This is a genomic window from Agrobacterium sp. RAC06 (genome assembly GCF_001713475.1).
Taxonomy (GTDB): Bacteria; Pseudomonadota; Alphaproteobacteria; order Rhizobiales; family Rhizobiaceae; genus Allorhizobium.
In genome coordinates, this window is record NZ_CP016499.1 from 3056129 (window position 1) to 3081522 (window position 25394).

General features: G+C 62.0%; 27 protein-coding genes and 1 pseudogene. 5 read left to right on the plus strand and 23 right to left on the minus strand.

The window, feature by feature from the left end; all coding sequences use genetic code 11:
- Nucleotides 1-4 precede the first annotated feature (4 nt).
- The 3 genes from BSY240_RS14710 to BSY240_RS14715 form a co-directional block, all read right to left on the minus strand.
- Complete coding sequence (locus tag BSY240_RS14710) at nt 5-658, minus strand: thiamine diphosphokinase (RefSeq protein ID WP_069042794.1); 654 nt, start codon at nt 656-658, stop codon at nt 5-7.
- Between the two features lie 123 nt (nt 659-781).
- Nucleotides 782-919, minus strand: a complete 138-nt coding sequence (locus BSY240_RS24180) for a hypothetical protein (RefSeq protein ID WP_171901578.1) — start codon at nt 917-919, stop codon at nt 782-784.
- A complete protein-coding gene (locus BSY240_RS14715; RefSeq protein WP_054150233.1) occupies nt 883-1173 on the minus strand; it encodes a hypothetical protein in 291 nt (96 codons plus the stop codon). The genes BSY240_RS24180 and BSY240_RS14715 overlap by 37 nt, the downstream gene beginning before the upstream one ends.
- 364 nt (nt 1174-1537) lie before the next feature.
- On the opposite strand from BSY240_RS14715, the gene BSY240_RS14720 reads away from it, so the two are divergent.
- A complete protein-coding gene (locus BSY240_RS14720; RefSeq protein ID WP_069042795.1) occupies nt 1538-2377 on the plus strand; it encodes an AAA family ATPase in 840 nt (279 codons plus the stop codon).
- A 100-nt stretch (nt 2378-2477) separates the two neighbouring features.
- Here the strand turns inward: BSY240_RS14720 and bfr are convergent, their stop codons facing one another.
- The 5 genes and pseudogenes from bfr to BSY240_RS24405 all read right to left on the minus strand — a co-directional run bounded on the left by bfr (nt 2478) and on the right by BSY240_RS24405 (nt 9387).
- On the minus strand, nt 2478-2963 hold the full coding sequence (gene bfr / locus BSY240_RS14725; RefSeq protein ID WP_054150235.1) for a bacterioferritin: 486 nt from the start codon (nt 2961-2963) through the stop codon (nt 2478-2480).
- A gap of 225 nt (nt 2964-3188) precedes the next feature.
- Complete coding sequence (locus BSY240_RS14730; protein ID WP_054150236.1) at nt 3189-3512, minus strand: (2Fe-2S)-binding protein; 324 nt, start codon at nt 3510-3512, stop codon at nt 3189-3191.
- A 120-nt stretch (nt 3513-3632) separates the two neighbouring features.
- A pseudogene (locus BSY240_RS14735) lies at nt 3633-6982 on the minus strand (error-prone DNA polymerase).
- 16 nt (nt 6983-6998) lie between these two features.
- Nucleotides 6999-8417, minus strand: a complete 1419-nt coding sequence (locus tag BSY240_RS14740; protein WP_069042796.1) for a Y-family DNA polymerase — start codon at nt 8415-8417, stop codon at nt 6999-7001.
- A 40-nt stretch (nt 8418-8457) separates the two neighbouring features.
- Nucleotides 8458-9387 (minus strand): hypothetical protein, encoded by a 930-nt coding sequence (locus BSY240_RS24405; RefSeq protein WP_069042797.1) that lies wholly within the window; start codon nt 9385-9387, stop codon nt 8458-8460.
- Nucleotides 9388-9546: 159 nt separating this feature from the next.
- On the opposite strand from BSY240_RS24405, the gene BSY240_RS14750 reads away from it, so the two are divergent.
- Nucleotides 9547-9990: a metallopeptidase family protein gene (locus BSY240_RS14750; protein ID WP_054150240.1), complete on the plus strand. Its 444-nt coding sequence runs from the start codon at nt 9547-9549 to the stop codon at nt 9988-9990.
- A gap of 114 nt (nt 9991-10104) precedes the next feature.
- On the plus strand, nt 10105-10854 hold the full coding sequence (locus BSY240_RS14755) for an SDR family oxidoreductase (RefSeq protein WP_069042798.1): 750 nt from the start codon (nt 10105-10107) through the stop codon (nt 10852-10854).
- Nucleotides 10855-10882: 28 nt separating this feature from the next.
- Here BSY240_RS14755 and ftrA read toward each other — a convergent pair whose 3' ends face one another.
- Complete coding sequence (ftrA, locus tag BSY240_RS14760; protein WP_069042799.1) at nt 10883-11905, minus strand: transcriptional regulator FtrA; 1023 nt, start codon at nt 11903-11905, stop codon at nt 10883-10885.
- A 69-nt stretch (nt 11906-11974) separates the two neighbouring features.
- On the opposite strand from ftrA, the gene BSY240_RS14765 reads away from it, so the two are divergent.
- Nucleotides 11975-12373 carry a rhodanese-like domain-containing protein gene (locus BSY240_RS14765; protein WP_069042800.1) on the plus strand — a complete coding sequence of 133 codons (399 nt, stop codon included), beginning with the start codon at nt 11975-11977 and terminating at the stop codon, nt 12371-12373.
- A gap of 18 nt (nt 12374-12391) precedes the next feature.
- Here the strand turns inward: BSY240_RS14765 and BSY240_RS14770 are convergent, their stop codons facing one another.
- From BSY240_RS14770 to obgE, 10 genes are all read right to left on the minus strand, one after another.
- A complete protein-coding gene (locus BSY240_RS14770; protein ID WP_054150244.1) occupies nt 12392-12925 on the minus strand; it encodes an RNA pyrophosphohydrolase in 534 nt (177 codons plus the stop codon).
- A gap of 7 nt (nt 12926-12932) precedes the next feature.
- The gene (locus BSY240_RS14775; RefSeq protein WP_069042801.1) at nt 12933-14114 is read right to left on the minus strand and encodes a divergent polysaccharide deacetylase family protein; all 1182 of its coding nucleotides are present in this window, start codon (nt 14112-14114) and stop codon (nt 12933-12935) included.
- 83 nt (nt 14115-14197) lie between these two features.
- Nucleotides 14198-15517 (minus strand): S41 family peptidase, encoded by a 1320-nt coding sequence (locus BSY240_RS14780; RefSeq protein WP_054150246.1) that lies wholly within the window; start codon nt 15515-15517, stop codon nt 14198-14200.
- Complete coding sequence (locus BSY240_RS14785; RefSeq protein WP_236759260.1) at nt 15507-16994, minus strand: murein hydrolase activator EnvC family protein; 1488 nt, start codon at nt 16992-16994, stop codon at nt 15507-15509. The genes BSY240_RS14780 and BSY240_RS14785 overlap by 11 nt, the downstream gene beginning before the upstream one ends.
- A 71-nt stretch (nt 16995-17065) precedes the next feature.
- Nucleotides 17066-17548, minus strand: coding sequence for a 23S rRNA (pseudouridine(1915)-N(3))-methyltransferase RlmH (rlmH, locus tag BSY240_RS14790; protein ID WP_069042802.1), 483 nt, complete (start codon nt 17546-17548; stop codon nt 17066-17068).
- Between the two features lie 104 nt (nt 17549-17652).
- On the minus strand, nt 17653-18012 hold the full coding sequence (gene rsfS / locus BSY240_RS14795; RefSeq protein ID WP_236759261.1) for a ribosome silencing factor: 360 nt from the start codon (nt 18010-18012) through the stop codon (nt 17653-17655).
- A gap of 179 nt (nt 18013-18191) precedes the next feature.
- A complete protein-coding gene (locus BSY240_RS14800; RefSeq protein ID WP_054150429.1) occupies nt 18192-18788 on the minus strand; it encodes a nicotinate-nucleotide adenylyltransferase in 597 nt (198 codons plus the stop codon).
- A 37-nt stretch (nt 18789-18825) separates the two neighbouring features.
- Nucleotides 18826-20109 carry a glutamate-5-semialdehyde dehydrogenase gene (locus tag BSY240_RS14805; protein ID WP_069042804.1) on the minus strand — a complete coding sequence of 428 codons (1284 nt, stop codon included), beginning with the start codon at nt 20107-20109 and terminating at the stop codon, nt 18826-18828.
- Entirely contained in the window at nt 20102-21277 is a 1176-nt protein-coding gene (gene proB, locus BSY240_RS14810; RefSeq protein WP_054150249.1) for a glutamate 5-kinase, read from the minus strand. The genes BSY240_RS14805 and proB overlap by 8 nt, the downstream gene beginning before the upstream one ends.
- Nucleotides 21277-22365, minus strand: coding sequence for a GTPase ObgE (gene obgE, locus BSY240_RS14815; RefSeq protein ID WP_069042805.1), 1089 nt, complete (start codon nt 22363-22365; stop codon nt 21277-21279). Before obgE ends, proB begins: the two co-directional genes overlap by 1 nt.
- Nucleotides 22366-22452: 87 nt before the next feature.
- Between obgE and BSY240_RS14820 the strand changes: the two genes are divergently transcribed.
- The gene (locus tag BSY240_RS14820; RefSeq protein ID WP_069042806.1) at nt 22453-23316 is read left to right on the plus strand and encodes an endonuclease/exonuclease/phosphatase family protein; all 864 of its coding nucleotides are present in this window, start codon (nt 22453-22455) and stop codon (nt 23314-23316) included.
- A 33-nt stretch (nt 23317-23349) separates the two neighbouring features.
- On the opposite strand, the gene BSY240_RS14825 is transcribed toward BSY240_RS14820, so the two are convergent.
- The 4 genes from BSY240_RS14825 to rplU form a co-directional block, all read right to left on the minus strand.
- Complete coding sequence (locus tag BSY240_RS14825) at nt 23350-23937, minus strand: GNAT family N-acetyltransferase (protein ID WP_069042807.1); 588 nt, start codon at nt 23935-23937, stop codon at nt 23350-23352.
- Nucleotides 23934-24572: a GNAT family N-acetyltransferase gene (locus BSY240_RS14830; protein ID WP_069042808.1), complete on the minus strand. Its 639-nt coding sequence runs from the start codon at nt 24570-24572 to the stop codon at nt 23934-23936. Before BSY240_RS14830 ends, BSY240_RS14825 begins: the two co-directional genes overlap by 4 nt.
- 124 nt (nt 24573-24696) lie before the next feature.
- The gene (gene rpmA / locus BSY240_RS14835; protein ID WP_006724343.1) at nt 24697-24966 is read right to left on the minus strand and encodes a 50S ribosomal protein L27; all 270 of its coding nucleotides are present in this window, start codon (nt 24964-24966) and stop codon (nt 24697-24699) included.
- Nucleotides 24967-24999: 33 nt separating this feature from the next.
- Nucleotides 25000-25314, minus strand: a complete 315-nt coding sequence (rplU, locus tag BSY240_RS14840; RefSeq protein WP_054150254.1) for a 50S ribosomal protein L21 — start codon at nt 25312-25314, stop codon at nt 25000-25002.
- Nucleotides 25315-25394 lie beyond the last annotated feature (80 nt).

Here is a 25394-nt window from a genome sequence, read left to right on the forward strand (position 1 = left end):
GGCTTCAGGCTCCGGAAAGATCGTAGGGGCGGGCAAGCAGGATCGCCCGGCCGCGGGACAGTGAGACCGAGATCGGTCCTTCGGCGATGTTGGATATCGTGCGCGATGAGCCGAAGGGCAAACTGAAGTCCTGCAAAGGATAGCGTGCGTTGCGGATCGTCAGTCCTTCGAGCGTGGTGAAGCCGAGCACCGAGAAAAGCGCGCCTTTGGGCATTTCGAGAGCCAGTTCGCTGTCCTCGGCGAAGGGATAGGCCTCTTCCTCGCCAGAGGTCAGGACCACCTCGTAACCGTCTTCGACCAGGCCGAGGGCGTTCAGATAGTGTTGCAGCGCGTGATCGGACCGTTCGCCGCCGAGTGCGCCGACGAAGATCAGCCGGCTGGCGCCCCGCGCGATCGCTTCCGCGACTGCGATCTCCCCGTCAGTGACGGCCTTTGCCGCCGGATAGCTGCGGCGTTCCACGGTCGGAAAACGGGCGATCAATTCGCTGTCGCTGCTGTCGAAGTCTCCGACCCAGAGCTCTGGAGTGACGCCGAGGTTCACTGCATGGCGCATGCCGCCATCGGCCGCGATCACGCGGCTTCCTTCGGTCAGCGCCCGCAGGCGGTCGGTAACGGCGAGGCTTCCGCCGAGAAGAAGGGTGAAAGAGGTCGAGGTCATGCGCCAGCCCTTAGCGCATCTTCGCCAAAAAGGGAAAGGCGAATGCGTCGCAGACTGCGCTTGGCTGCTTGTCGAACGGCTCCCCGGACCAGCCGTTTCAGGCACGGTCCGGGTCGAGCGATTTCAGCGCTTCTTGGGAGAAGCGGCCTCTGCACTCTTGATCTGCGTGGTGAAGGTCGAAACCGGGGTCGCCGCCGGCTTGGACTTGTCCTGCTTCGGCTTTCTTACTTCGCGGTTCGAACGCTGTTGGCCTTTAGCCATGATGTGCTTTCCTTTTTCGGGGTGTTTGCAGGAGCCGTCGTCCGGGCGGATGCCTTGCTGCGGCTGGGATCAATATCCGTTTCTGCGATGCAGCGATCAAAGCTCTCGCTCTCGAAGCGGACGCGGTACTGGCGGCTTCCCCCGGTCTCGGGAAGGGTCGCGAGCACCTTGCAGGAGCCATTGCTGCGGGCGAGGCGGACGGGGCCATCTTTCAGCGTCACTGTGTCGCCGATGGAATACAGGTGTCTGGTCATGGGGATCTCCTGCAGCTGGGAGGCTGCGGTCGGGACAGACATCCTTGTGACTTGCGGGTCGGACAAAACGTCCCGCCGGTCTAAAGGAGCCTGCCGTTATACGAGGCATTGCGGCCGGACCAATTGGTCCAGACTGCGAATATGGGGTCGAGGAGAAGGTCGGTGATGTCCGGAGCCCGAAATTCCGTCCTTGCGGATGGGGCACTTGCAGACGGACACGCATCAGCGTTCATGGAATACAGCCTGTCAGATTGCCGGGAAAATACAAGCTATTTCTGGTAAACGGGCTAAAGCCGCACCTGTGCTTGCACCCGGTCAGATGCGTCATTACTTTGCCGCCGAAGATGAACGAGGCTCAGATACGATGCAGTTTCAGGGTACCGCAGACTATGTGGCAGACAAGGATCTGATGATTGCGGTCAATGCCGCGATCCGGCTGGAGCGGCCTTTGCTCGTCAAGGGAGAACCGGGAACCGGCAAGACCGAGCTTGCCCGACAGGTGGCTGCGGCGCTCGGGCTCGATATCCTGGAGTGGAACGTCAAATCGACCACCAAGGCGCAGCAGGGGCTCTATGAGTATGATGCCGTCTCGCGCCTGCGTGACAGCCAGCTCGGCGATGAGCGCGTCAATGACGTGAAGAACTATATCCGGAAGGGCAAGCTCTGGCAGGCTTTTGCCACGGACACAAAATGCGTGCTGTTGATCGACGAGATCGACAAGGCGGATATCGAGTTTCCCAACGATCTGCTGCAGGAACTCGACCGGATGGAGTTCCACGTCTACGAGACCGGGGAGACGGTCAGCGCAAAGATCCGACCGATCGTCATCATCACCTCGAACAACGAGAAGGAACTGCCGGACGCCTTCCTGCGGCGCTGCTTCTTCCACTACATCCGCTTCCCCGATGCAGAGACGCTGGAGCGGATCGTCGAGGTTCACTATCCCGGGATCAAGAAGACGTTGCTGCGCAACGCGCTGACCCAGTTTTACGAGATCCGCGAGACCCCTGGGCTGAAGAAGAAGCCGTCTACCTCGGAGGCGCTCGACTGGATCCGGTTGCTCGTCGCCGAGGACGTCGACCCAGCCGATCTGCGCGGTGAGGCGAAGAATGCCTTGCCGAAGCTGCATGGCGCGCTTCTGAAGAACGAGCAGGATGTGCATCTGTTCGAGCGCCTCGCCTTCATGGCCCGCCGGGATCGCTGAGTTCGCGGCTGCGCGGAGACGCTGAGAGCCGCGGTAGTGTAAATTCGCACAAACGAAAAAAGCCCCGCAAGCGGGGCTTTCTGGAAGAGTAGGTGGCGGTTTACTCGGCAGCGTCTGCGGAATCCGCGTTGAGCTGGCCGTATTTTTCTTCGCCGATCTTGGAGAGAAGCTCGAGTTGGGTCTCGAGGAAATCGATATGGCCTTCCTCGTCGATCAACAGCTGTTCGAAGATCTTCATCGAGACATAGTCGCCTGCCTGATAACAGATGTCGCGCGAGGCCTTGTAGGAGGTGCGGGCGTCGTATTCGCCGGCGAGGTCAGCTTCGAGCACTTCCTTGACATTCTGGCCGATGCGCAGCGGTGCAACCGTCTGGAGGTTGGGGTGACCTTCGAGGAAGATGATCCGATCGATGATCTTGTCGGCGTGCTGCATTTCCTCGATCGACTCGGCCCGCTCCTTCTTGGCGAGCTTCGTGTAGCCCCAATCGTTCAGCAGGCGGTAGTGCAGCCAGTACTGATTGACCGCACCGAGCTCGAGGAACAGCGCTTCGTTGAGCCGTTCAATGACCTTCGGATCACCCTTCATGATGTTCGTCCCTTGTATGAATTGAATGACGCAACTCTAGCGCCAGCGCTGTCGCCTGTCGAGCCTTTTTTAGAAGTATTCTAATTCTTGGTGGTGACGCGCAGGTTTCAGCGACCGGATCGACAGGGCAGATTCCCATCTGCATGGTGTCTGAGAACTGGGGCGTGACGGGTAGGGAAATGGTTCTGGCGGCCTAGGTGGGCAGCCGATGCCGATGCATGCGTCTCAGCCGGCAGCGTGTCGGGCCGTCAGTGTTGCCTGGCGCCGTTCGGCCAGCGCTGCCTTCTGCTCCTCGTGGAACTGCTTGAGGCGTTCCATGAAGTTGATGACCTTGGTTTCTTCGGTCTGACGAAGGGCGTGATATTCTTCGGTGGTGCGAATGATCAGGTCGACGACATTCGGAAAACAGCCGCAGCAGCGGCCGCGCTTGTTCATGGCGTGGTAAACCTTGCCCGGAACAATCAACTGCCAACAGTCTTCATCCAGCATCTCGTTGATGACTGACTTGATGTCTTTGTCGGTGATGTAATTGCAGCTGCAGACCAGCATGGACGGGGCACTCGTCAAACATGACATTCACTGTCGCCTTTGTCGTAAACCAGATGGCCTTTGTCAAGAAAAATCGCGGATAGGGCATCAGATGTGATCGCTCCTCGAGGTGTCGTACCGTCAATGGAAGTTGCGTCCTTTCGGCATCAGGTCCGCCATGGCGCTGCGGCGAGGATGGCCGGGCGGAGGGGCGGCCGGCGGAGGGAGACGCGGGACCTTTTCCCGTTTCGCCTGTCGCTGATCGACGCCCGGGCGACGAACTTCATCCGCATGGGCGAGCGTGTCGAAGGTCTTGAGCTCTTCGAGCAGCAGACCGAGCCTGGAGCTTGCGTCGACCAGATGGTCTGCGACCACATGGATGACGCCATGCGCCTTCTGCAGGCGTCCGCGCAGGGCGACCAGCCGCGCGCCCATGACGATCGGCCGGTAACGTTCGAACACCTTCGGCCAGACAATGACATTGGCTGTGCCCGTCTCGTCCTCCAGCGTCATGAAGATGACACCCTTTGCCGAACCCGGCCGTTGGCGGACAAGGACTAGGCCTGCAATCTCAACCTTGGCGCCATGGGGAAGACCTTCGAGATCGGTTGCCGATTTGAGGCCGGCCCGCTGCATGGCATGGCGGAGGAATGAAACGGGATGTGCCTTCAGGGAGAAGGTCAGGCTGCGGTAATCACTCAAGACCTCTTCGCCCGGCAACATGCGGGGGAGGATCATTTCGGCCTCGTGCTGCAGATTTTCCTGTGGGGCTGCCTCGAAGAGCGGCAGGACTTCGACGGCCGCCTCTCCATCCAGGGCCTGAGCCGCCCAGAGTGCCTCGCGACGCGACAAGCCAAGAGAGGAAAAGCAGTCGGCATCGGCGAGTTTCTCGATGACGGGGCGGGCAAGTCGCGTGCGTAGCCATAAGTCGCGAACGGAATCATAACCGGCACCCCGTCTTGCAACGAGGATATCCATGGCCTCCTTCGGTATGCCCTTGATCTGGCGAAATCCGATGCGAACTGCCTTATTCGACCTGATGACGCCGGCCATGGACCGATGACGGCTGGCGATGCGGGCGGGATCGAAATCGTCCGCCTCTTCCCCTTCTAGCAGGCAGTCCCAGGTCGAGTGGTTGATGTCGACCGGGCGGATATCGACGCCGTGATCACGGGCATCGCGCACGAGCTGAGCGGGGGCGTAAAAGCCCATGGGCTGGGAATTCAGGATCGCGGCACAGAAGACATCCGGATAGAAGGCCTTGAACCAGCAGGAGACATAGACGAGCAGGGCGAAGGAGGCGGCATGGCTTTCGGGGAAGCCGTATTCGCCGAAGCCTTCGATCTGGCTGAAGCAGCGGGCGGCGAACTCAGGGTCGTAGCCATTGGTCACCATTCCCTCGATCATGCGTTTCTGGAAGCTGGAGACCTGGCCGGTGCGGCGAAAGGTAGCCATGGCACGGCGCAGCTTGTCGGCTTCTCCCGGGGTGAAGCCGGCAGCGGTAATGGCGATCTGCATCGCCTGTTCCTGGAAAAGGGGCACACCCAGCGTGCGCTCCAGCACGGTGCGCAGTTCATCGCTCGGATAGTCGATCGGCCGGCCGGCCAGCAGGTCTTCGCGCCGCTTCAGGTAAGGATGGACCATGTTGCCCTGGATAGGGCCTGGCCGGACGATCGCCACCTCGATGACCAGATCATAGAACTTGCGCGGCTTCAGCCGCGGCAGCATGCTCATCTGGGCGCGGCTTTCGATCTGGAAGACGCCGATCGTGTCGGCGCGGCAGATCATGTCATAGACCTCCGGACATTGGTCCTGATTGACCGAGGCCAGCGTCTCGTGACGATCATAGTGAATGGCCAGCAGCTTGAAGGCCTTGGCGAGGCAGGTGAGCATGCCGAGTGCGAGAACGTCGATCTTCAGGATCTTCAACGTGTCGAGATCGTCCTTGTCCCATTCGACCATGAAGCGGCCATCGGCCGTGTTCATGATCGGAACGACCTCGTCGAGGCGGTCGCGGGTGATGACGAAGCCGCCGACATGCTGGGAGAGATGGCGGGGAAAGCCCTGCAAGGCCTGAGCGTAATCAAGCACGCGCCGGGTCGTGGCATCCTTGAGGTCGAGGCCGGCAGCCTTTGCCTGCTCCTCGGTGAAATCGCTGGTCCACCAGCCCCAGATCGAACCGGCAAGCGCGGACTGCACATCCTCGGACATGCCGAAGGCCTTTGCCACTTCGCGGCCTGCGGACCGGGCGCGATAGCTGATGACTGCCGCTGTCAGGGCGGCATGCTGGCGACCATAGGTTTCGTAGATGAAGCGGATCACATCCTCCCGCTTCTCATGCTCGAAATCGACATCGATATCCGGCGGCTCGTCGCGTTCCGTCGAGATGAAGCGGTCGAACAGCAACGTCGTCTTCTGCGGGTCGACTTCCGTGATGCCGAGGCAGAAACAGACGGCGGAATTGGCGGCCGAGCCCCGGCCCTGGCAGAGAATGCCTGCCTCCCTGGCGTGGCAGACGATCCGGTAGACGGTCAGGAAGTAGGGTTCGTAGCGCTTCTCCGCGATGAGCTTCAGTTCGTAGTCGAGGAGACCGAGGACCTTTTGTGGAATGCCCTCCGGATAGCGGTTGCGCGCGCCTTCATAGGTCAGCCGCCGGAGGGCCAGAGGCGGGGGTTCTCCGTCGAAGATCTCATCGGGGTACTGGTGCGACAATTCATCGAGAGAAAACTGAAGCCGGCTAAAGAAGTTGATATTGTTGTCCAGGGCCTCCGGCCAGGCCCTCAGCAGCCGGGCCATTTCCTCTGGGCTTTTCAGGTGTCGTTCGGCATGCGCGTGCAGCCGGAGCCCGGCTTCGGCAATCGTCACATGCTCGCGGATGGCGACGACCACATCGGCAACCGGCTTGCGCTCGGGGCGTGGTAAAGGGCGTCGTTGGTGGCGATCAGGGGAAGACCGAGCCGCCTTGCTATTCCGTCAAGCTCAGCGAAGTTCCTCTGGTCGGCGCCATCATGACGGGGAACGAGGGCGAGATACAGACGATCCGCCAGGCGAGAGCGGAGAGAGGCGAGCCGGGTTTCGAAGGTTTCGACATCGGCATGGCTTGCCAGCGGGGGTGGCATGGCGATGAACAGAAGATCCTCGCACCATGCCAGAAGATCCTTTTCCCATAGCGTGCAAACGCCCTTTTTCGAGCGCAGATTTCCCTCGCTCAGCAAACGACAGAGATTTCCCCATCCCTTGCGGTTCAAGGGATAGGCGAGAAGTTCAGGCGTTTCGTCATCGAAGACGAGGCGGGCGCCGGGGCGGAATTCGAGACCATTCAATTTTGCCGCGGCATGCAGACGGACAACACCAGCGACCGTGTTGCGATCGGCGAGGCCAAGGCCCGATAGGCCCAGAAACAGCGCGCGCTCCACCAGTTCCTCGGCATGGGATGCGCCGTCGAGGAAGGAGAAGTTGCTGCGCAATCCGATTTCGTAAAACCTCTGCATCGTCACGGCTCCTGCCTCACGCGAAGAAGCCCTGAAGGAACCAGCTCGGCGTCACGGTCCGCCGCTCATAAAGACCCTCGCGATACAGCCAGAAGCGCTGGCCGTCGCTATCTTCGATACGGAAATAATCGCGTGGCGGAGCATCCTCGCCATCGGACCACCATTCCGGCGCCAGGCGCTCCGGGCCTTCGGCCCTGAGGATACGCCGTTGGACACGGCGCCAGCGAAAGCTGGCCGGTGGACCATCCGGGACCACGGACATGACCTCGACCTCTTCAGGTCGATGGAGGAGGCGCAAGGGACGCGCCGATCTCGCCGCCGTTCGGGATCGAGGCAAAGAAAGATCTGCCGCCTTGAGCGCATCGGCGGCCGGGGCATGTACCGATGCTCTCTCCGGCCAGTGGCTGGCCAGCGGTACGGGCAGACGCAGCGCCCGCTCACCCAGGCGGGCGGCCACCTGATCGAGGAAGCGTGTGAGATCTTCGCCGCTGTCCTCCTCGTCGGCAAGGGCGGACTGGCGGACTTCAAAGGCCTCGCTCAGGAGGACATTGAGACGAACGAGCTCGAAGCCGAAACCGGCATCAAGCTCGTCATGGATGACGGAAAGGCGTTCCTCGAACAAGGCCCGGATGCGGCCTGGGTCACGCAAGGGGGCGGAGGCCCCGACCTCGATCCGAAAGACCTTGCCATCGACCCGAAAAACCAGAAGTTCGAACAGCCGGCCCCCCTCGCCGCGGGCTTCAAGCGAGGTTTTCAAGCCCGCAGCCAGACGACCCGCGAGATCAAGGACCTGATCTTCGGTCATGATCGGTTCTGCGAGACGCCTTTCGGCCGACAAGAGCGGCAGATGGCGTCGCGGCGAAATGGGCTCGCCTTCCCGTCCAAGCGCCTGATCGAGACGCAGGATCGGACCTGCGCCGAAGCGGCGGGTGATCGGCGCGCGCGGGGCTGCGAGCAGATCCGCTATTGTCTTCAAGCCGACCCGTGCGAGGTTCATGACGATCTGCGGTTCGAGCCTGAGGGCCGCGATCGGCAGGGGGGCGAGTGCTGTTGCGGCCTCGCATGATGCGACGCGCCGTGGGCCATCAAAACGGCTGCAGGCACGGGCGAGACCAGGGGTCGGGCCGACCGCGATCTTGACCGCAAGGCCGAAGGCGGTCATGCGGCGATCAACGTCCTCGATCAGCCTTTCCTCGCCGCCGAAGAGATGGGCGCAGCCGGTGATATCCAGCATCAGTCCGTCATCGCCGTCGAGAGCCACCAGCGGCGTGTAGCGGTCACACCAGTCGGCGATGGCATCAAGAAGAGCGCGGTCTGCGGCCGGATCCGCTTCGATCACGTCGAGGTCTGCACAGATGGCGCGGGCTTCCGCCAGTCCTTGTCCGATCCGCAGGCCGTAGCCTTCGGCCATATCATCCAGTGCGGTGATCCGCATGGCATTGGCGGAACGACCGGCGCAGGCCAGTGGCGCCCGATCAGGATGCGCGGTCGAGCCGGGGTGCAAACGCCACGAGAGACCCCAGCGCCGCCGGGCGATGCGATCGGTCGGGAGCCTTGGGAAAAAGAGCGACAGAATGCGGCGATCCGAGGCTTGCGGGTTCGGACTGTTCGAAAAGTTGAAGGCGGCGGTCATCGGAATTCCACTCCAGAATGAGTTCGGGCGAGCCCGGAATGCGGGATTTCTCAGGGGTTATGCGAAAGACTGGTGACCCGATGCTGCCGCCCAGCAGGGACCCGTCGGCGAGAGATCGCGCCGCCGCCGGCGCGGGTTCGACAAACAGGCGAAGAAGGGCGCTTGACGCCTCTTCTTCGCCCGCCTGGCGGAGGATCAATAGCCTGCCACCGGTGGCGCGCGCCTTGAGGCTCAAGCGCCGGCTCTCGGTGAGGCCGAATTTCTTCGGATTGCCCTGTACTTCCAGGAGCACGGTGGAAAAGGCCCGGGAGGCAAGGGCTGCCTCGGCCAGCCAGAGCGCGTCCTCGACCCTGCGAGGCAGGGCATGCACCAAGGCGGTCGACGACAGGCCGAAATCGAGGAGGCCAGGGCCATAGGCGAGACCCGCTTCCCGGACGACCTGGGGATCGGCGATGAAGAGGAGGCGCTGCCTCTGCCTCTGGTTTTTCTCCGCCGCCATCAGAGCAAGCGCCACTCCGAAACCGGTCACGGTTCCCGCCTGTTGCAGCCTCTGTCCCCTCACTTCGATCAACGTTCCCAGGGCGAGGCTGTCACCCACAATGCTGCCGAAGAGATCCTGGTGTTCGAGCCTTTCATTCACAGCCCTCTGTTTCGTTTCCGGGCCCGTAGTCTGGACCGTCAGACGCGCGGCATGGTCGGGCTTTCCCTCGATCCGGGCAATCGCCTCTCGCAAGGCAAAAAGCGTCTCGCGCGCCTGAGGGCTCTCGCCCATGACGATGTCTCCTGATGAATTGTTCTCTATTTGTTCCTATGGATTCCAGAGCTTCATAAAAGAGTCAACCGGATTCAGATGAGAATTTATTCCTTGGTTGAATTCACTCTCGAAATACCGTCGCAAACATCCTATATCTCCGGGCAGTAAGGAGTATTCATGGCCCGCATAGACCAGAGCGAGGATTGGCGCGAACGACACGCCCCGACGATCAGCACATTCGAGTCGCTGGCGATCGAGGCTTATGGGCACCTGCCGCAGGAGTTCCGCGACCTGAGCCGCGATCTCATTATCGAGATCGCCGATTTTCCGACCGATGAAGTGTTCGAGGATATGGCGCTCGAGACGCCCTTCGACCTGCTCGGCCTTTTCGAAGGACGCGGGATTTCCGAGCGTTTTTCGATGGAAACCGGCATGATGCCGAACCGCATCATCCTCTATCGCCGCCCCATCCTCGACTACTGGGCCGAAAACGAGGAAACGCTGGGCGATATCATCACCCATGTGCTGATCCATGAGATCGGCCATCATTTCGGCCTCTCCGATGATGACATGGAGCGGATCGAGGAAAGCGCCGAAGAGGCCGCCGCTGCTGAGCGGTAAAGCCAGGTTTTTGCTTTTGTGACGGAATGAGCCCTGGACGGCCCGGCAAGAAACGGGTGGGCCGGGCATATCCCGATTGCCTATGACCGACCTCCATTCAAGGAGGTTCTCATCATGCAAACACTTCACGGCCAAGTCGCGATCATCACCGGTGCTTCATCGGGTATCGGGCTGGCGACAGCACGTCTTTTCGCTGAACATGGGGCTGCTGTCGTCCTCAATGCACGGGGTGCAGATGCGCTCGAAAATGCCGCCGCCGAGATCCGGCAGGCTGGCGGGACGGTTGTTGCCGTGGCCGGTGACGTCGCTCTTCCAGAAACGCATGCACGGCTCGTGGATACGGCCCTGCAGCGTTTTGGCCGGCTCGATATCGCCATCAACAATGCCGGTACCGTTGGACGGATTGCGCCTCTCGCTTCTCTCGAGCCCAATGACTGGCATGATGTGCTCATGGGCAATCTCACCTCGGCCTTTCTCGCGGCCCGCGCCCAGATCCCAGCCATGCAGGCGCGTGGAGGGGGTGCGTTGGTGTTTGTCTCCAGCTTCGTTGGCACAAGCGTCGGTCTGCCTGGAATGTCTGCCTATGGTGCGGCCAAGGCGGGGCTGATGGGGCTCGTCAAAGGGATTACGGCCGATTATGCCGCCGAAGGCATCCGAGCCAACGCCTTGCTGTCTGGTGGAACGGATACGGCCATGGCTGGCGATCAGGCTCAAAAGGATTGGGCTGCTTCGCTGCATGCGCTGAAGCGGATCGCACGGCCGGAGGAAATCGCGGCTGCAGCTCTTTTCCTTGCTGGTCCCATGGGCAGTTTCGTTGCGGGGTCTGCCCTTTACGCCGATGGCGGCAACGCCGCCGTCAAATAAGCGGTCAGTGCCCCGATTGTGCCATGCCTCACGCGCTTTGCCCGAAGCGGGCCCGGTAGGCGGCGGGGCTGGTTTGCAGTCGGGTGCGGAAATGATGGCGTAGGGTCGCCGGTGTGCCGAAGCCCGATGCGACCGCGATGTCGTCGAGTGACAGGCTTGCCCTGCGCTCCAGCAGGTCGCAGGCATGGCGCAGCCGGCGGGTCAGCACGAATTCGCCGGGGCTGTGACCTGTCAGGTCGCGGAAGCGACGCTGGAAGGTCCGGCTGCTCATCCCGGCCCGTGCTGCCATTTCGGCCAGTGTCACCTCGCGCTGCAGATTGGCCTCGATCCAGTCGATCAGCGGCCCCATCCGCTGTCCTTCGCGTTCCTGCGGTACCGGCCTCTCGATAAACTGCGCCTGTCCGCCTTCCCGATGCGGTGGAACCACAAGGCGGCGGGCAACGCTGTTGGCGGCATCCGCGCCGAAATCGCGGCGGACGACATGCAGGCACAAATCGATGCCCGCAGCACTGCCTGCAGCCGTCAGGATCTGACCCTCGTCGACATAGAGTACATCGGGATCGAGATGGATTTCGGGATGCCTTTGCAAAATTGTGTCGGCATAGCGCCAGTGGGTCGTGGCTTTCCGGCCGTCAAGCAGCCCGGTCGCGGCCAGCACCGCTACGCCGGAGCACAGCGACATCAGACGCGCACCCCGGGCATGGGCCGCCCGCAGCGCCTCGATCAAGGACAGCGGAACAGGCTCATCGATCCCGCGCCAGCCTGGCACGACGATCAGATCTGCTTCCTTGAGGAGTTTCAGTCCACCTGAAGCGCTGACCGTCAGGCCGCCAGCAGCGCGCAGAGGGCCCTGCTCGATCGCCGCCGTTGCGTGACGATACCAGCCCTCTCCCATTTCCGGTCGCGCAAGGCCGAAGACCTCAACGGCAACCCCGAATTCGAAGGTGCAGAGGCCGTCATAGGCGAGGGTTACGACGCGTGGTCCCGTCAGCGGCGAGGATGTGAAAGGCGATGCCGGCGTCATTGGCGTGATCTTTACGCATGTTGTCATTCACGCCAGTTTTCCGAATTCCCGGGAAAAGGCAAGGTCTTGTAATCAACGACCGAACAGGAGCCTGCCATGCCAAGCCTCGTCAGTGAAATTCCCGCCGCCGATCCGGCCCTTGTCGCTCAGCATTATCAGGCGCGGCTCGCCTTCGAGACCGACTGCTGGGATGTGCATGAGGTGATGAGCCGCGGCGAGGCGGACTTCGTGCTTCTCGACGTGCGCGGACCGAAGCTTTACGAAAGGGGGCATGTGCCCGGCGCGATCAACCTGCCGCATGGCAAGATGACCGAGCGGAAGATGGCGGAATGGCCCGAAGATACGCTGTTCGTCGTCTATTGCGCCGGACCGCATTGCAACGGAACCGATCGCGCCGCACTGCGGTTGGCGAGGCTCGGGTGCCGGGTCAAGGTGATGATCGGCGGCATGACCGGCTGGGCGGATGAAGGTTTCGAGATCGAAAGCGGGGCCTGATCCTGGCTACCGGTTCGCTCATCCTGCCAGATGGGCGAATTCGGCGACGACCTCTTCGTAAACCCGGCGCTTGAAGGGCACGATGAGACCCGGCAGGTCCTGCATCGGTTTCCAGTCCCAGGCGTCGAATTCTGCCTCATGGCCACCCGGCGGAGGGTTGATGGCGATTTCGCTTTCGTCGCCTTCGAAGCGGAACGCGAACCAGCGCTGGGTCTGGCCGCGGAACTTGCCGCGCAGGCCAATCCCGATCAGATGCGCCGGCAGGTCGTAATTGATCCAACGGCCGGCTTCGGCGAGCAGGGAGACGGATTTCATGCCGGTCTCCTCATAAAGCTCGCGCATGGCGGCCGGTAGCGGATCTTCGCCCGGATCGATCCCACCCTGCGGCATCTGCCAGAGCTGGGGCGAACCGTCATATTCCGAATTGCCTTCGGAAAGGCGGCGTCCCGCCCAGACGAGACCCTCGCGGTTCAACACCATGATCCCGACACAGGGGCGATAGGGCAGATCTTCAGCCTTCACCTGGGGCTTGGTCGATTGGGGCTCGGTCATGATATCCTCAGGGGCTGTTGTCGTTGGCGAGCACCGAAACGCCGACGAATTCGATGCCGCGGGCGACTGCTTCATTACGCCATTCGGCGACCGCTGCAATGGTCTCGTCAAAAGCCGCACCGACGCCGATCGCCTGGCCGTTGCGCCGCGCAATACGCTCCAGTTCGTCGAGCTTCGCCAGGATCGCCTGGCGATCCACCTGCGCGTCGATCATCACGTCCGCATAGGCATGCGGGAAGCCGATCGCCTTGGCGAAATCACCCGACAGCGAGCGCGCGGTGGAGCCGTCGTCGAGGAACATCAGCCCGCGCTTGCCGATATCGCGCATGACAGGGTCCATGGCCTTGTCGTCGGCGAGGAAGCGGGCGCCCATATAGTTCATGATGCCGGTGTAGTTGGTGATCTGCGCCATGGCCTGGTGCAGGTTGGCGATATTGGTCGCTGCCGTCTTCTCGGCCAGCAACGCGCCGCGCCCCGGATCGTTGGCCGGATAATCGAAGGGCTCCATCGGCACCTGAAGAACGATCTCGTGTCCCTTGCGGCGCGCCTCCTGCATCCAGCGCTGCAGGCTGTTGCCCGTTGCGGCGAAAGCGAGGGTGATGTCCTCGGGCAGTTCGCGGATCGCCTTCTGGCTGCCGGTCTGGCTGAGGCCGATGCCGCCAATGACGATCGCGATCCGTGTGCCGCGTGCGCCGGACCACGGCCTCGCATAGAAATCGACGGGTCGGAGGCCGGAGGCAGACACGACAGGAAGTTCGCCCGCATCGGTGAGTTCGATCAGGTCTTCATTGGGCTGGCCGGCCAGTCGCGGATCCTGGGTCGACGCGGTGCCGATGATTACCGGCCCCTGTCGACCCGTCGGGCTGAAGGTCGTGACGACATTGCCGTCTGCGGTGGTGGTGCGGCGGAGCAGGGCTCCGTCGTTCGGACCGCTCCTGACGATGCCGGCTGCCTCATTCTGCGGTTCACTGCTTGCCGGGGTGTCTGGAGCCTGGGCCGTTTCCGGTGGTGCAGGGGCGAGATTGATCGGCGGGACCATGCGCAGGTTTGCCGGGGACAGGGCCGTCCATGCGGAAAAGCCTGCAAGGGAGACAACGGCAAGAACAGCCGCAAGACTGGACAAAGCAGAACTGCCTTTGCCTGGCTTCTTGTCCTTGCGCTCCTGTCCGAGCGGTGCATGAAGATCCATGCGATACTTCCAGTGATGTCGGCAGTCCGGATACAGAAAGACCGCCCGCGCATCTGTGATACGCGGGCGGTCAGATCAGATGCTTACTGCAGAGCGGCCTTCTGCGGATCGGCGGGGAAGGCCGGATCGGTCTTCACGCCACGCAGCAGATCGAGTGCATGGTTGAGCTGGACGTCGTCCTTGGCTTCCGGCGGCACATAGGCAACCGAGCCGGAGCCTTCCTCGTTCTCGTTCTGGCCCTTGATGTGGCCTGGAAGAGAGGATTCGCCTTCGGTCCGCACCTTGCCCTGAAGCTCTTCCGGAAGCGGCTGCTCGACCTTGATGTCGGGCTCGATGCCGGTTCCCTGGATCGAACTGCCGGAGGGTGTGTAATAGAGTGCCGTTGTCAGGCGCAGTGCGCCCTTGTCGCCCATCGGGATGATGGTCTGCACGGAACCCTTGCCGAAGGAGCGGGTGCCGAGCACGGTCGCACGCTTCAGATCCTGCAGCGCGCCGGCCACGATTTCCGATGCCGATGCCGAACCGCCATTGATCAGTACAACCACTGGCTTGCCGTCGGTCAGATCGCCTGCGGTGGCGTTGAAGCGGCGGGTATCCTGCGGATCGCGCGAACGGGTCGAAACCACCTCGCCACGCTCCAGGAAGGCGTCGGAGACGTAGATTGCCTGATCGAGCAGGCCGCCCGGGTTGAGACGCAGGTCAAGGACATAGCCCTTCAACTTGTCTTCCGGGACTTCCTTCTTGATCTTCTCGATCGCCGCTTCCAGATCGTCATAGGTCTTCTCGGTAAACGAGATGACGCGCAGATAACCGACATCGCCCTCGACGCGCGACTTGACGGCGCGGATCGCAATGATCTCGCGGGTCACGGTGATGTCCAACGGCTTGTCGGCACCCTCGCGCAGGATGGTCAGCTTGATCGGGGTGTTGACCGCCCCACGCATCTTTTCGACAGCTTCCTCGAGCTTGAGGCCGCGCACGCTTTCGCCGTTGATTTCGGAGATGAAGTCGCCAGCGAGAATGCCGGCCTTGGAGCCGGGCGTGTCGTCGATCGGCGTGATGACCTTGACGAGTTCTTCCTCCATCGTGACTTCGATGCCGATGCCGCCGAATTCACCGCGCGTCTGGGTCTGCATGTCGGCCGCATCCTTGGCGTTCATGTAGACGGAGTGCGGATCTAGCGAGGTCAGCATGCCGTTGATGGCACTTTCAACCAGCTTGTTCTCGTCCGGCGGTGTCACGTATTGGGCGCGAATGCGCTCAAAGACATCGCCGAAGATCGACAGTTCACGATAGGTGGAATTGCCCGCAGCCTGCGCCGGAACACCCGCCGAATAAATGACGCTCATCGCGGTTGCGCCCATCAATGCGCCGACGAGGAGAAGAGAGACCCTACGTATCATTCTGTGCCTTTCCAGAATCGCCTCCGACCCACCAGGGACGGGAATCAACCGGTTTACCGTCTTTCCGAAGTTCAATGTAAAGCGTCGGCCGATCGGTTTCCAGCGCCAATACTGTCGCGCTTGCCACTCTTTTCTCACCCATGGTCGCCAGAGGCTCCCCAGAGAGGACGAACTTGCCTTGGCTCGTGCTGATCCGGTCCATGCCAGACAGCACCATATGATAGCCGTCGCCCGTATTCAGAATGATCATCTGGCCGTAGCTTCGGAAATTTCCAGCAAACACTACCCATGCATCGGCCGGTGCGGTTACCAGCGACCCGGGCTGTGAGGCAATGACGATGCCCTGCGCCTGGTGGCCTGTCCCGTCCGGATCGCCGAACTGTCGCAGGGTTTCGCCGGCAACCGGCAAGTCCAGTTTCTGCTTCAGCTCAGAGAACGGATATGCTGGCGCAATGCGGTTTTTATCGGGCAGTCCAGACTGGGCGAGCTCCAGCGCGCGGGCTCTCTGCTCCTCGCTCATCTGGCTGCGCCTTGCCTCTTCGGCGCGGGCAAGTTCGGCCGCCTGGCGCACCGAAGTGATCTCGCTTTCGAGCGACCGGATCAGGGCCTCCATCGTCGAAGCACGTTCGGCAAGTGCCTCCGATTGCTTGCGTTCTGCCTGCAGCTGCAGCGAATTCGTGCGGGCAAGCCGATCGTTTTCGACAAGGAGAAGATCCATCCGCCGCTCTTCTTCCTGGCGGTTGGCGATGGCCGCGACGAGGCTGTCCATCTCCTGCTTCCCGGCATTCCGGAGTGCGATCAACTCTTCGAGATCAGCGGCCAGCTTGTCCGTTTCACGGCGAATACCGGGAACCACAGCTCCCAGCAGAATGGCGGTGCGTACGGAGCCGAGTGCGTCCTCGGGACTGACCAGCAGGGCCGGCGGCGGATTGCGACCCATCCGCTGGAGAGCGGCCAGGACCTCCGCCAGCGTCGCCCGACGCTCCCGGAAGGAGCCGCGGATCTCATCCTCACGCAGGCCGATATCGGCGAGCCGCTTCTCGCCCTGGTTGATCCGATTTTCGATGTCCTTGCGGCGTTTGGCCGATTCGATCAGCGCCGTCTTCAGGCTCTCCGAGGTCTTTTCCAGCTCTGCGATGCTGTTCTCAAGTTCGGTCGCCTTTTCTTCCGACAGCTTCATGCTGGCGGCGATTTCCTGCAACTCCGAGCTCACCTGATCGCGTTTGGAACGCAGTTCGAGGGCTGGATCAGGCGCCGGATCCGGTATGATACGGTCACCCGTTGCTGCCGGCGCCGGCGGCAGCGCGCCAGTGGTGGTATGAGTATCCGCAGGCGTGTTCTGTTGCGCATGGGTCGGAAGCGGGGATGCCGACGCCAGGAGTGCCGCCAGAACAAAGGCCGCCGCCAAGCCAACCTTGCGGCGGCTGCCGTCGATCAGACGTGCATTGTCATTGGCTGCAGTGGGCAAAGGCTTCATCCGGTTCGGCGGGAAAATACGCTGATTTGCGAACAAGGCAAAGGTATGCCGCGCCGATCGTGATCGGCGCCTCAAACGCGGTGATAGGGATGTCCCGTCAGGATGGTCACGGCCCGATAAAGCTGCTCGGCGATCAGGATGCGGACCAGCTGATGTGGCCAGGTCAGTTTGCCAAGATTGAGGACGAGGCGGGCACGATCACGCAGGTCGGGGTCAATGCCATCGGCGCCGCCGATGACCAAGGCCATGTCGCGCTGGCCGTTGTCGGCAGCGTCGCCGACGAATTTCGCAAATTCGGCGCTGTCAAAGGCCTTGCCGCGCTCGTCGAGGACGACGATCAGCGCGCCGTCGGGGATCTGACGGGAAAGCTCCTGGGCTTCCTCGCGCTTTCTCGTGTCGGCATTGCCGGCGCGGCTTTCATTCAGCTCCACGGAGCGCGTGAATTCCAGGCCGCATTGCGGTCCGGCCTTGGCGAAGCGGTCCAGATAGCGGGACGCGAGTTCCTTCTCCGGACCGGCTTTCAGCCGGCCCACGGCATAGATGCCAATTTTCATGCGGGCAGTCCCAGTTTCAGGTCACAAAACCATCTCTATCGGCAGGAAGTGACCCGCCGTGTCAATCCGGCTTCGGGACCGTCCTTGAAGACGGCCGGCCGTTTTCAGTGCAGGCGATCCTCGATATCCGGCGTGGCCCACATCCTTTCCAGGTTGTAGACCTCACGAATTTCGGGTCGGAACACATGCACGATGATGTCTCCCGTGTCGATCAGGACCCAATCTCCATTCTCAAGGCCTTCGACGCGGGCGGAACCCAGGCCTTCGTCCTTCAGGTCGGAAATGAGGTGTTCGCTGATCGCCGAGACATGACGGTTCGAGCGTCCGGATACGACCACCATGTAGTCGCCCAGCGCCGATTTTCCGGCAATGTCGATAGAGACGATGTCTTCTGCTTTCGAGTCCTCGAGGCTTGCGAGGACCAGCTCAAGCGCACGGGCTGCAGCATCGGCGCCACGTTCCATGCTCTTCGGGATAGCGCGGGAGGCGCGTCCCTTGGTGTGTACTGTTGTCAGAGTTCGTCCTTTCCTTGGCAAAACAGAACAGCACGTCTGCGATTCTCATAACTTCGATCGCAGACAAAAGGTGGCATCGATCCATTAAACTTTCAAGGCATGGTCGCAGATGCGGGGGCTTTGCGTCGTCATTGTCGCACGGTGCCGGCGGCCGCTCGGATCGCCGACGAGCTCAGCGTCGAACGTGGCCCATGAATGAAGGTCCAGGCCGGCGCCCGCTTCTGCCACAGCACGCCAGCATCCTCCTCATCGACACGCGCATAGTCGAAGGTGCGGGCCATCTTCGAGGAGAGATAGGCGAGCGTCGAGCCGGGTCGGTCGATCACGGCGATCGGGAAGGTGGTGGCGATCTTCTGCCAGCGCTGCCAGCGATGGAAACCGGCGAGATTGTCGGCCCCCATGATCCAGATGAAATGGGCATGTGGATTGCGAGTGCGGATGAACTCGAGCGTGCGTGCGGTGTAACTCGTGCCGAGCGATTTCTCGAAGGCGGTGACCTTGATGCGCGGATCCGTGGCCAATTGCTCGCACGCCTTCAGGCGCTCTGCGAGAGGCATCAGCTCCGTTCGGCTCTTCAACGGGTTGCCCGGTGTCACAAGCCACCAGAGCTGGTCAAGACCAAGGCGACGCAAAGCGATCTCTGCGACCAGCAGGTGTCCCGGATGCGGCGGGTTGAAGGAACCGCCGAAGAGGCCGATCACCATGCCGCGCTCGACATGCGGCATCACGAGATGGCGATGGGCGAGCGTCGTTTCCGCCACGTCAGGGACGGACCTGGCCGGTGCCGCGGACGCGGTACTTGAAGGATGTCAGCTGCTCGACGCCCACGGGCCCGCGCGCATGCATCTTTCCGGTCGCGATGCCGATCTCGGCGCCCATGCCGAATTCGCCGCCATCAGCGAACTGCGTTGATGCGTTGTGCAGCAGGATGGCGGAATCGATCTCGTTGAAGAAGCGTTCGACGACGGCGGGGTCTTCGGCAATCACGGCTTCGGTGTGGTTCGACGAATAGCGAGCGATATGATCGATCGCACCACCAATGCCGTCGACAATGGCAACGGAAATGATCGCGTCGAGATATTCCGTGCGCCAGTCCTCCTCCGTTGCCGGCTTGAGGCCTGGCATGACCCGGAGCACTGTCGCGGAGGCGCGGACTTCGCAGCCCGCTTCGGTCAGCGCCTCGATCAGGGGCTGCAGATGGGTACCGATTGCGGCGCTGTCGATCAGCAGGGTTTCAGCCGAACCGCAGATGCCGGTGCGGCGCATCTTGGCGTTGACGACGATCTTCTTCGCCATCTCCAGATCGGCGGAGCCGTCGACATAGACGTGGCAGAGACCTTCGAGATGGGCAAAGACCGGGACGCGTGCTTCCTGCTGCACGCGCGCGACGAGGCTTTTTCCTCCGCGCGGCACAATCACGTCGATCGATCCCTCGAGGCCGGAAAGCAGAGCGCCGACGGCGGCACGATCCGTGGTCGGCACAAGCTGGATGGCGTCAGCCGGCAGGTCGGCGGAGAGAAGGCCCTTGACCAGGCAGGCATGGATAGCGCGCGATGAATTGGCCGAATCCGAGCCGCCGCGCAGGATCACGGCATTGCCGGCCTTCAGGCAAAGTGCGCCGGCATCGGCCGTCACGTTGGGGCGGCTTTCGTAGATCACGCCGATGACGCCAAGCGGCGTGCGCACGCGCTCAATATGCAGGCCGTTCGGACGGTCCCATTCGGTGATGACAGTGCCGACGGGGTCGCGCAGTTCGGCGATCTCGCGCATCGACCGGGCGATCGCGGCGATACGATCAGAATTCAAGGTGAGCCGGTCGATGAAGGATGCGGCAAGGCCCGATTCTGCCGCATTCTTCAGGTCAATCGTATTGGCCGCGAGGATGTCGGACTCGGCGGTCATCAAGGCGTCGGCCATTGCGAGAAGTGCCCGGTTCTTCGCTTCGGTCGATGCGATCGCCAGTGGTCTTGCTGCCGCGCGGGCGCGGCGGCCGATGTCGAGCATCAGGCCTTCGACGGAGTTCTGGTTCGACACGGTATCATGCATGGGCGGCATCCTTCCGGTCACCGGCTGCGGCTTCGCGCTGGCCGAGTTCGGTCATGACGAGGTCGTCGCGATGGATCATCGCAGCGCGACCGGCATAACCAAGGATATTCTCGATCTCGTTGGATTTGCGGCCGCAGATGCGGCGCGCCTCATCGGCGTCGTAACCCGCCAGACCGCGGGCGATCTCGCGACCCTCGATCGTGACGATCGAAACCGTATCGCCGCGATGGAAGGCGCCGGAGACGGAGCGGACACCGGCCGGGAGCAGGCTCTTGCCCGAGCGCAGCGCGCCTTCGGCGCCGTTGTCGACCTGAAGCGTGCCCGCCGGCTGGAGCTGACCTGCGATCCAGGTCTTGCGTGCCGTAACGGGCGACTTGGATGCCGCAAACCAGGAATGGCGGGCTCCATTCTCGATCGATGACAGCGGGTTCATCGTCTTGCCGGAAGCGATGATCATGGCGCAGCCAGCGCTGGTTGCGATCTTGCCGGCATCGATCTTGGTGCGCATGCCTCCACGGGAGAGCTCGGAGGCTGCGCCCCCGGCCATGGCTTCGATTGCGGGCGTGATTTCCTCGATCGTATCGAGAAACTGCGCCTCAGGATCGAGGTGCGGCGGGGCGGTATAGAGGCCGTCGATATCGGAGAGCAGCACAAGCAGGTCGGCGCCGGCCATGGTTGCCACTCGGGCTGCCAGGCGGTCGTTATCGCCGTAGCGAATTTCGGTGGTGGCGACCGTGTCGTTCTCGTTGATGATCGGGATGGCGCCGATCTTCAAGAGCTGGCTGAGGGTGGCGCGAGCGTTCAGGTAACGCCGGCGCTCCTCGGTGTCGCCGAGCGTCAGCAGGATCTGTCCAGCGACGATCTGGTGGCGAGACAGGCTTTCCGACCAGTGGCGGGCAAGCGCGATCTGGCCGACGGCAGCACAGGCCTGGCTCTCCTCAAGCTTGAGGGCACCGGAGGGCATGTCGAGCACGGTGCGGCCGAGCGCAATCGCGCCCGAGGAGACGACGAGAACGTCGGTCCCACGGGCTTTCAGAGCTGCGATATCGTCACAGATTGCATCGAGCCATTGCTTGCGGATTCCGGAGCCGCGATCGACCAGAAGGGCGGATCCGATCTTGATGACGACCCGCTTGACGCGGGAGAGCGAGCGGAGCCGGGTGGACATCAATCGTCGCCTTCTCCGTCGAAACCGGTTTCCAGATTTCCGTCGTCATCCCGCTTGCGGCGGTTCTTCTCGCGCTTTTCGGGCAGGGGCTGGTTTCCCTGGGCAGCGACGATGATATCGCGCAGGGCACGCAGCGCATCGGTCATGCCCTTGCCGGTGATGGCCGAAAGCAGAAGCGGTGTCTGGCCGCAGGCCTTCTTCAGTTCCGCCGCTTTCTTCTTCAGTTCCGCTTCGTCGAGGACGTCGATCTGCGAGAGGGCAACGATTTCCGGCTTGTCATCCAGGCCTCCGCCATAGGCATCAAGCTCGTAGCGCACCGTCTTATAAGCCTTGCCGACCTCTTCTTCCTGGGCGGAAACGAGATGCAGGAGGACACGGGTGCGCTCGACATGGCCGAGGAAACGGTCGCCGATGCCGACACCTTCATGGGCGCCTTCGATCAGGCCCGGAATATCGGCGAGGATGAATTCGCGTTCGTCGACGGTGGCCACACCCAGGTTCGGGTGCAAGGTCGTGAATGGGTAATTGGCGATCTTCGGCCGGGCACGGGTGACCGATGCCAGGAATGTCGACTTGCCGGCATTAGGCAGCCCGACGAGACCGGCATCGGCGATCAGCTTCAGCCGCAGCCAGACGGTCTTTTCTTCACCTTCGAGGCCCGGATTGGCCCAGTCCGGTGCCTGGTTGGTCGCGGTCTTGAAATGGGCGTTGCCGAAGCCGCCATTGCCGCCCTTGGCGATGCGGAAACGCTGGCCCTCGACCGTCATGTCGACGATCAGGGTTTCGTTGTCTTCCTCGAAGATCTGGGTGCCGACAGGCACCTTGAGTGTCACGTCTTCGCCGTTTGCGCCCGTGCGGTTACGGCCCATGCCGTGGGTGCCGGTCTTCGCCTTGAAATGCTGCTGGAAGCGAAAGTCGATGAGGGTGTTCAGGCCGTTGACGGCCTCGACCCAGACGTCACCGCCCCGGCCGCCGTCGCCGCCGTCAGGTCCGCCGAATTCGATGAACTTTTCGCGCCGAAATGAGACAGCACCGCCGCCGCCGTCGCCCGAGCGAATATATACCTTAGCCTCGTCGAGAAATTTCATCTTGCTGCCGTCAATTCTTCTGTCAGGTTCTGCGCGGAGAGTTGCGGCCATCGATATAGCCGCTTGGCGCGGAGGTCAAAGAGTATCGTGAAGTTCGTCAGCTACAACATCCAGTATGGCTTCGGCCAGGACGGGCGTTTTGACCCTGATCGGATCGCCGACAGCATCCGCGATGCGGACGTGATTGCGCTGCAGGAGGTGACCCGTGGCTATAGCCGGAACGGTTACGCCGATCTGGTCGAGACCTTTTCCGCATTGTTTCCAGACTACTTTACATCCTTCGGTCCGGCTTGCGACGTACTGGTCGATCACGCGATGACCGATGGTCGCCTCCGTGAGCGGCGTTTCCAGTTCGGCAACATGGTGCTGTCGCGCTTTCCGATCCGGGCCAGCCGCAACCTGCTCCTGCCGCGCAACCGGACCTTCGACAAGCTCAATCTTCAGCGCGGGTCGCTGGAGGCCGTCATCGAGGCACCTGATAGGGCGCTGCGGGTCTATTCCGTCCATTTGGATCATGTTTCCCCGGACGAGCGGCTGGCGCAGATCGCCTATCTCAAGGAACGTGTCTGTGGCTACCTGTCTGAGGGCGGGGCGCTCACTGGCGCCATCGAATTCGCCGTCACTGATCCGCCGTTGCCGGAGGATTTTCTTGTCATGGGTGACTTCAACATGGAGCCGGAAAGCCCTGAATACATCGCCATGGTCGGGCGAAACGACGCCTATTATGGACGTGCGCCGAGAGCGGGCTATCCTGTCGATGTCGAAGCTCAACTCAAATCGCGGCCTGCGGATGGCTATAGCTGGATCAGCGAGGACGGATCGCGGCGCATGCATCTCGATTACTGCTTCGTCAGCGGCGGGCTCGTCGATCGGCTGAGGGGCTGCCATGTGGATCGGTCCGCCGTCGGATCTGACCATTTCCCGGTCTGGGTCGAACTGGCGGAAGGTTGAACTCCGGGCGGCTGGCGCCCGGAGCATTGTTGGCTATACAAGTCTCTTGCGGGCGGCGAAGTCTGGCTGGGCGAGACGGAATTCGACCAGCGGCGCCATGGCGTTGCGCGCCTTGGAGAACACGTCACTCACGCCGACCGTTTGGAAGCCGCGGGCTTCCAGCAATCGGAGCGATGCCGCGTTGTCGGCAAAGGCGCCGCCGAAGATTTCGGCACCGCCCATGCGCCGGAAGAAGCGGTCAAGGGCTGCCTCGACGGCCTCGGACATCAGGCCGCGTCCCCAGTAGAAGCGGTTCAGCCAGTAGCCGATGTGCCAAAGGCCATGGCGGAGCTCCAGGGAGACCACGCCCACATGGACGCCATCGAGCGTGATCGCGAAGTGCCAGTCTGGCTTCAGGCCTGACGTCACCATGTTCAACCAGTCGCGTCCGTCCTCGCGATCGTAGGGAACCGGCACGCGCGTCAGCATGCGGGCGACCGCGAAATCACTCAGCGAATTCGCAATCGCTTCCGCGTCCTGCATGCGATGCGGACGAAGCACCAGGCGATCCGTTTCGATGACCGGGCAGGGTCCGGGCATGGACGTTTCGAGCACCGGTCTTTCTGCAACAAGCGTGCTCATCGCATTTCCCCCCAGCTCTTCAAGGACAGCCAGATCTTGCGGTCAAGCCGGTACCATTCGACCGGGACTGTTCCGCCCATGGCGAGGTTGCCGACCATGCCTGTTCCCTGGAACTGGAAGCCGCACTTCTGGATGACGCGGCGCGAGGCGATGTTCGTCACCCGGCAGCGCGCATCGATGCGGCTCACCCATTCACGGGTGCGGAAGGCCATGTCGATCAGTGCATGGGCCGCTTCCGTAGCGTAACCCTTGTTCCAGTAGGGTTCCCCCAGCCAGTAACCCATTTCCAGGATGGTATCGTCGGCCGGATTGGGCTCCAGCGCGCAGCAACCGAGGAACTCGCCGTTGTCCGCTTTGGTGATGGCATAGACGCACTTGCCGATCTCGCCGATATTCGTGCGTCGCACGAAGTCGGCCGCGTCTTTTGCCGTGTAGGGATGCGGCATGCGCGCCACCATGGTGGCGATGGCGGCGTTGTTGGCGAGATGGGCAAGGGCGTCGATGTCTTCGATGTGGGGTGCGCGCAGGACGAGCCTTTGCGACAATAAGACAGGGCAATCGCTCCTCGGCCGATCGGGCCTTGGCTGCTCTTCGGGTGACCGTGATTGGTCATCCCTCAACATCAGACTTTGCATGGTTCAGTCTCCTTCGTTGGACAAGAAAAAAGGGGAGATGGCGCCCCATCTCCCCTTTTTTCTAGACTGAACCTGATGCGGTCAGCCGGGTCGATGAGACGCCGGCTGTTAAACGCTACCGGCTTTATTCTGCTGCTTCGGCTTTCGGCATTACGGACACGTATACCTTGCCGTTCGCCTTGGTACGGTAGTTCACATTGCCAGCCGTGAGTGCAAAGAGGGTATGGTCCTTGCCCATGCCGACGTTTGCGTCCGGATGCCACTGGGTGCCGCGCTGACGCACGATGATGTTGCCCGGAATGACGACTTCGCCACCGAACTTCTTCACGCCGAGGCGCTTGGAATTGGAATCGCGACCGTTGCGCGAGGAACCGCCAGCTTTTTTGTGTGCCATTGGATTGCTCCTTTAAACCTAGTTATCAGCGTTTCAGGCTGCGACGATGTCGGTGATGCGCACCACGGTGTGGTGCTGACGATGGCCGCGCGAACGCTTGGAGTTCTGACGACGACGCTTCTTGAAGGCGATGACCTTCTTGCCGCGGGTCTGTTCGACCACTTCGGCCGTAACCTTGGCGCCAGCCACGAAGGGCGCGCCGATGGTTGCGGTTTCGCCTTCGCCGACGACGAGGATCTCGGTGAATTCGATGGTTGCGCCAGCTTCGGCTTCCAGCTTTTCGATGGTCAGCACGTCGTTGGCGTTAACGCGGTACTGCTTACCGCCGGTCTTGATGACTGCGAACATTTTTTATCCTTTCATGTTCGTTCCGGCTCTCCCCTTGCGAGGGGCCGTCTTTTTGCCAGTCGGAGGAGCAGGATGTTGAT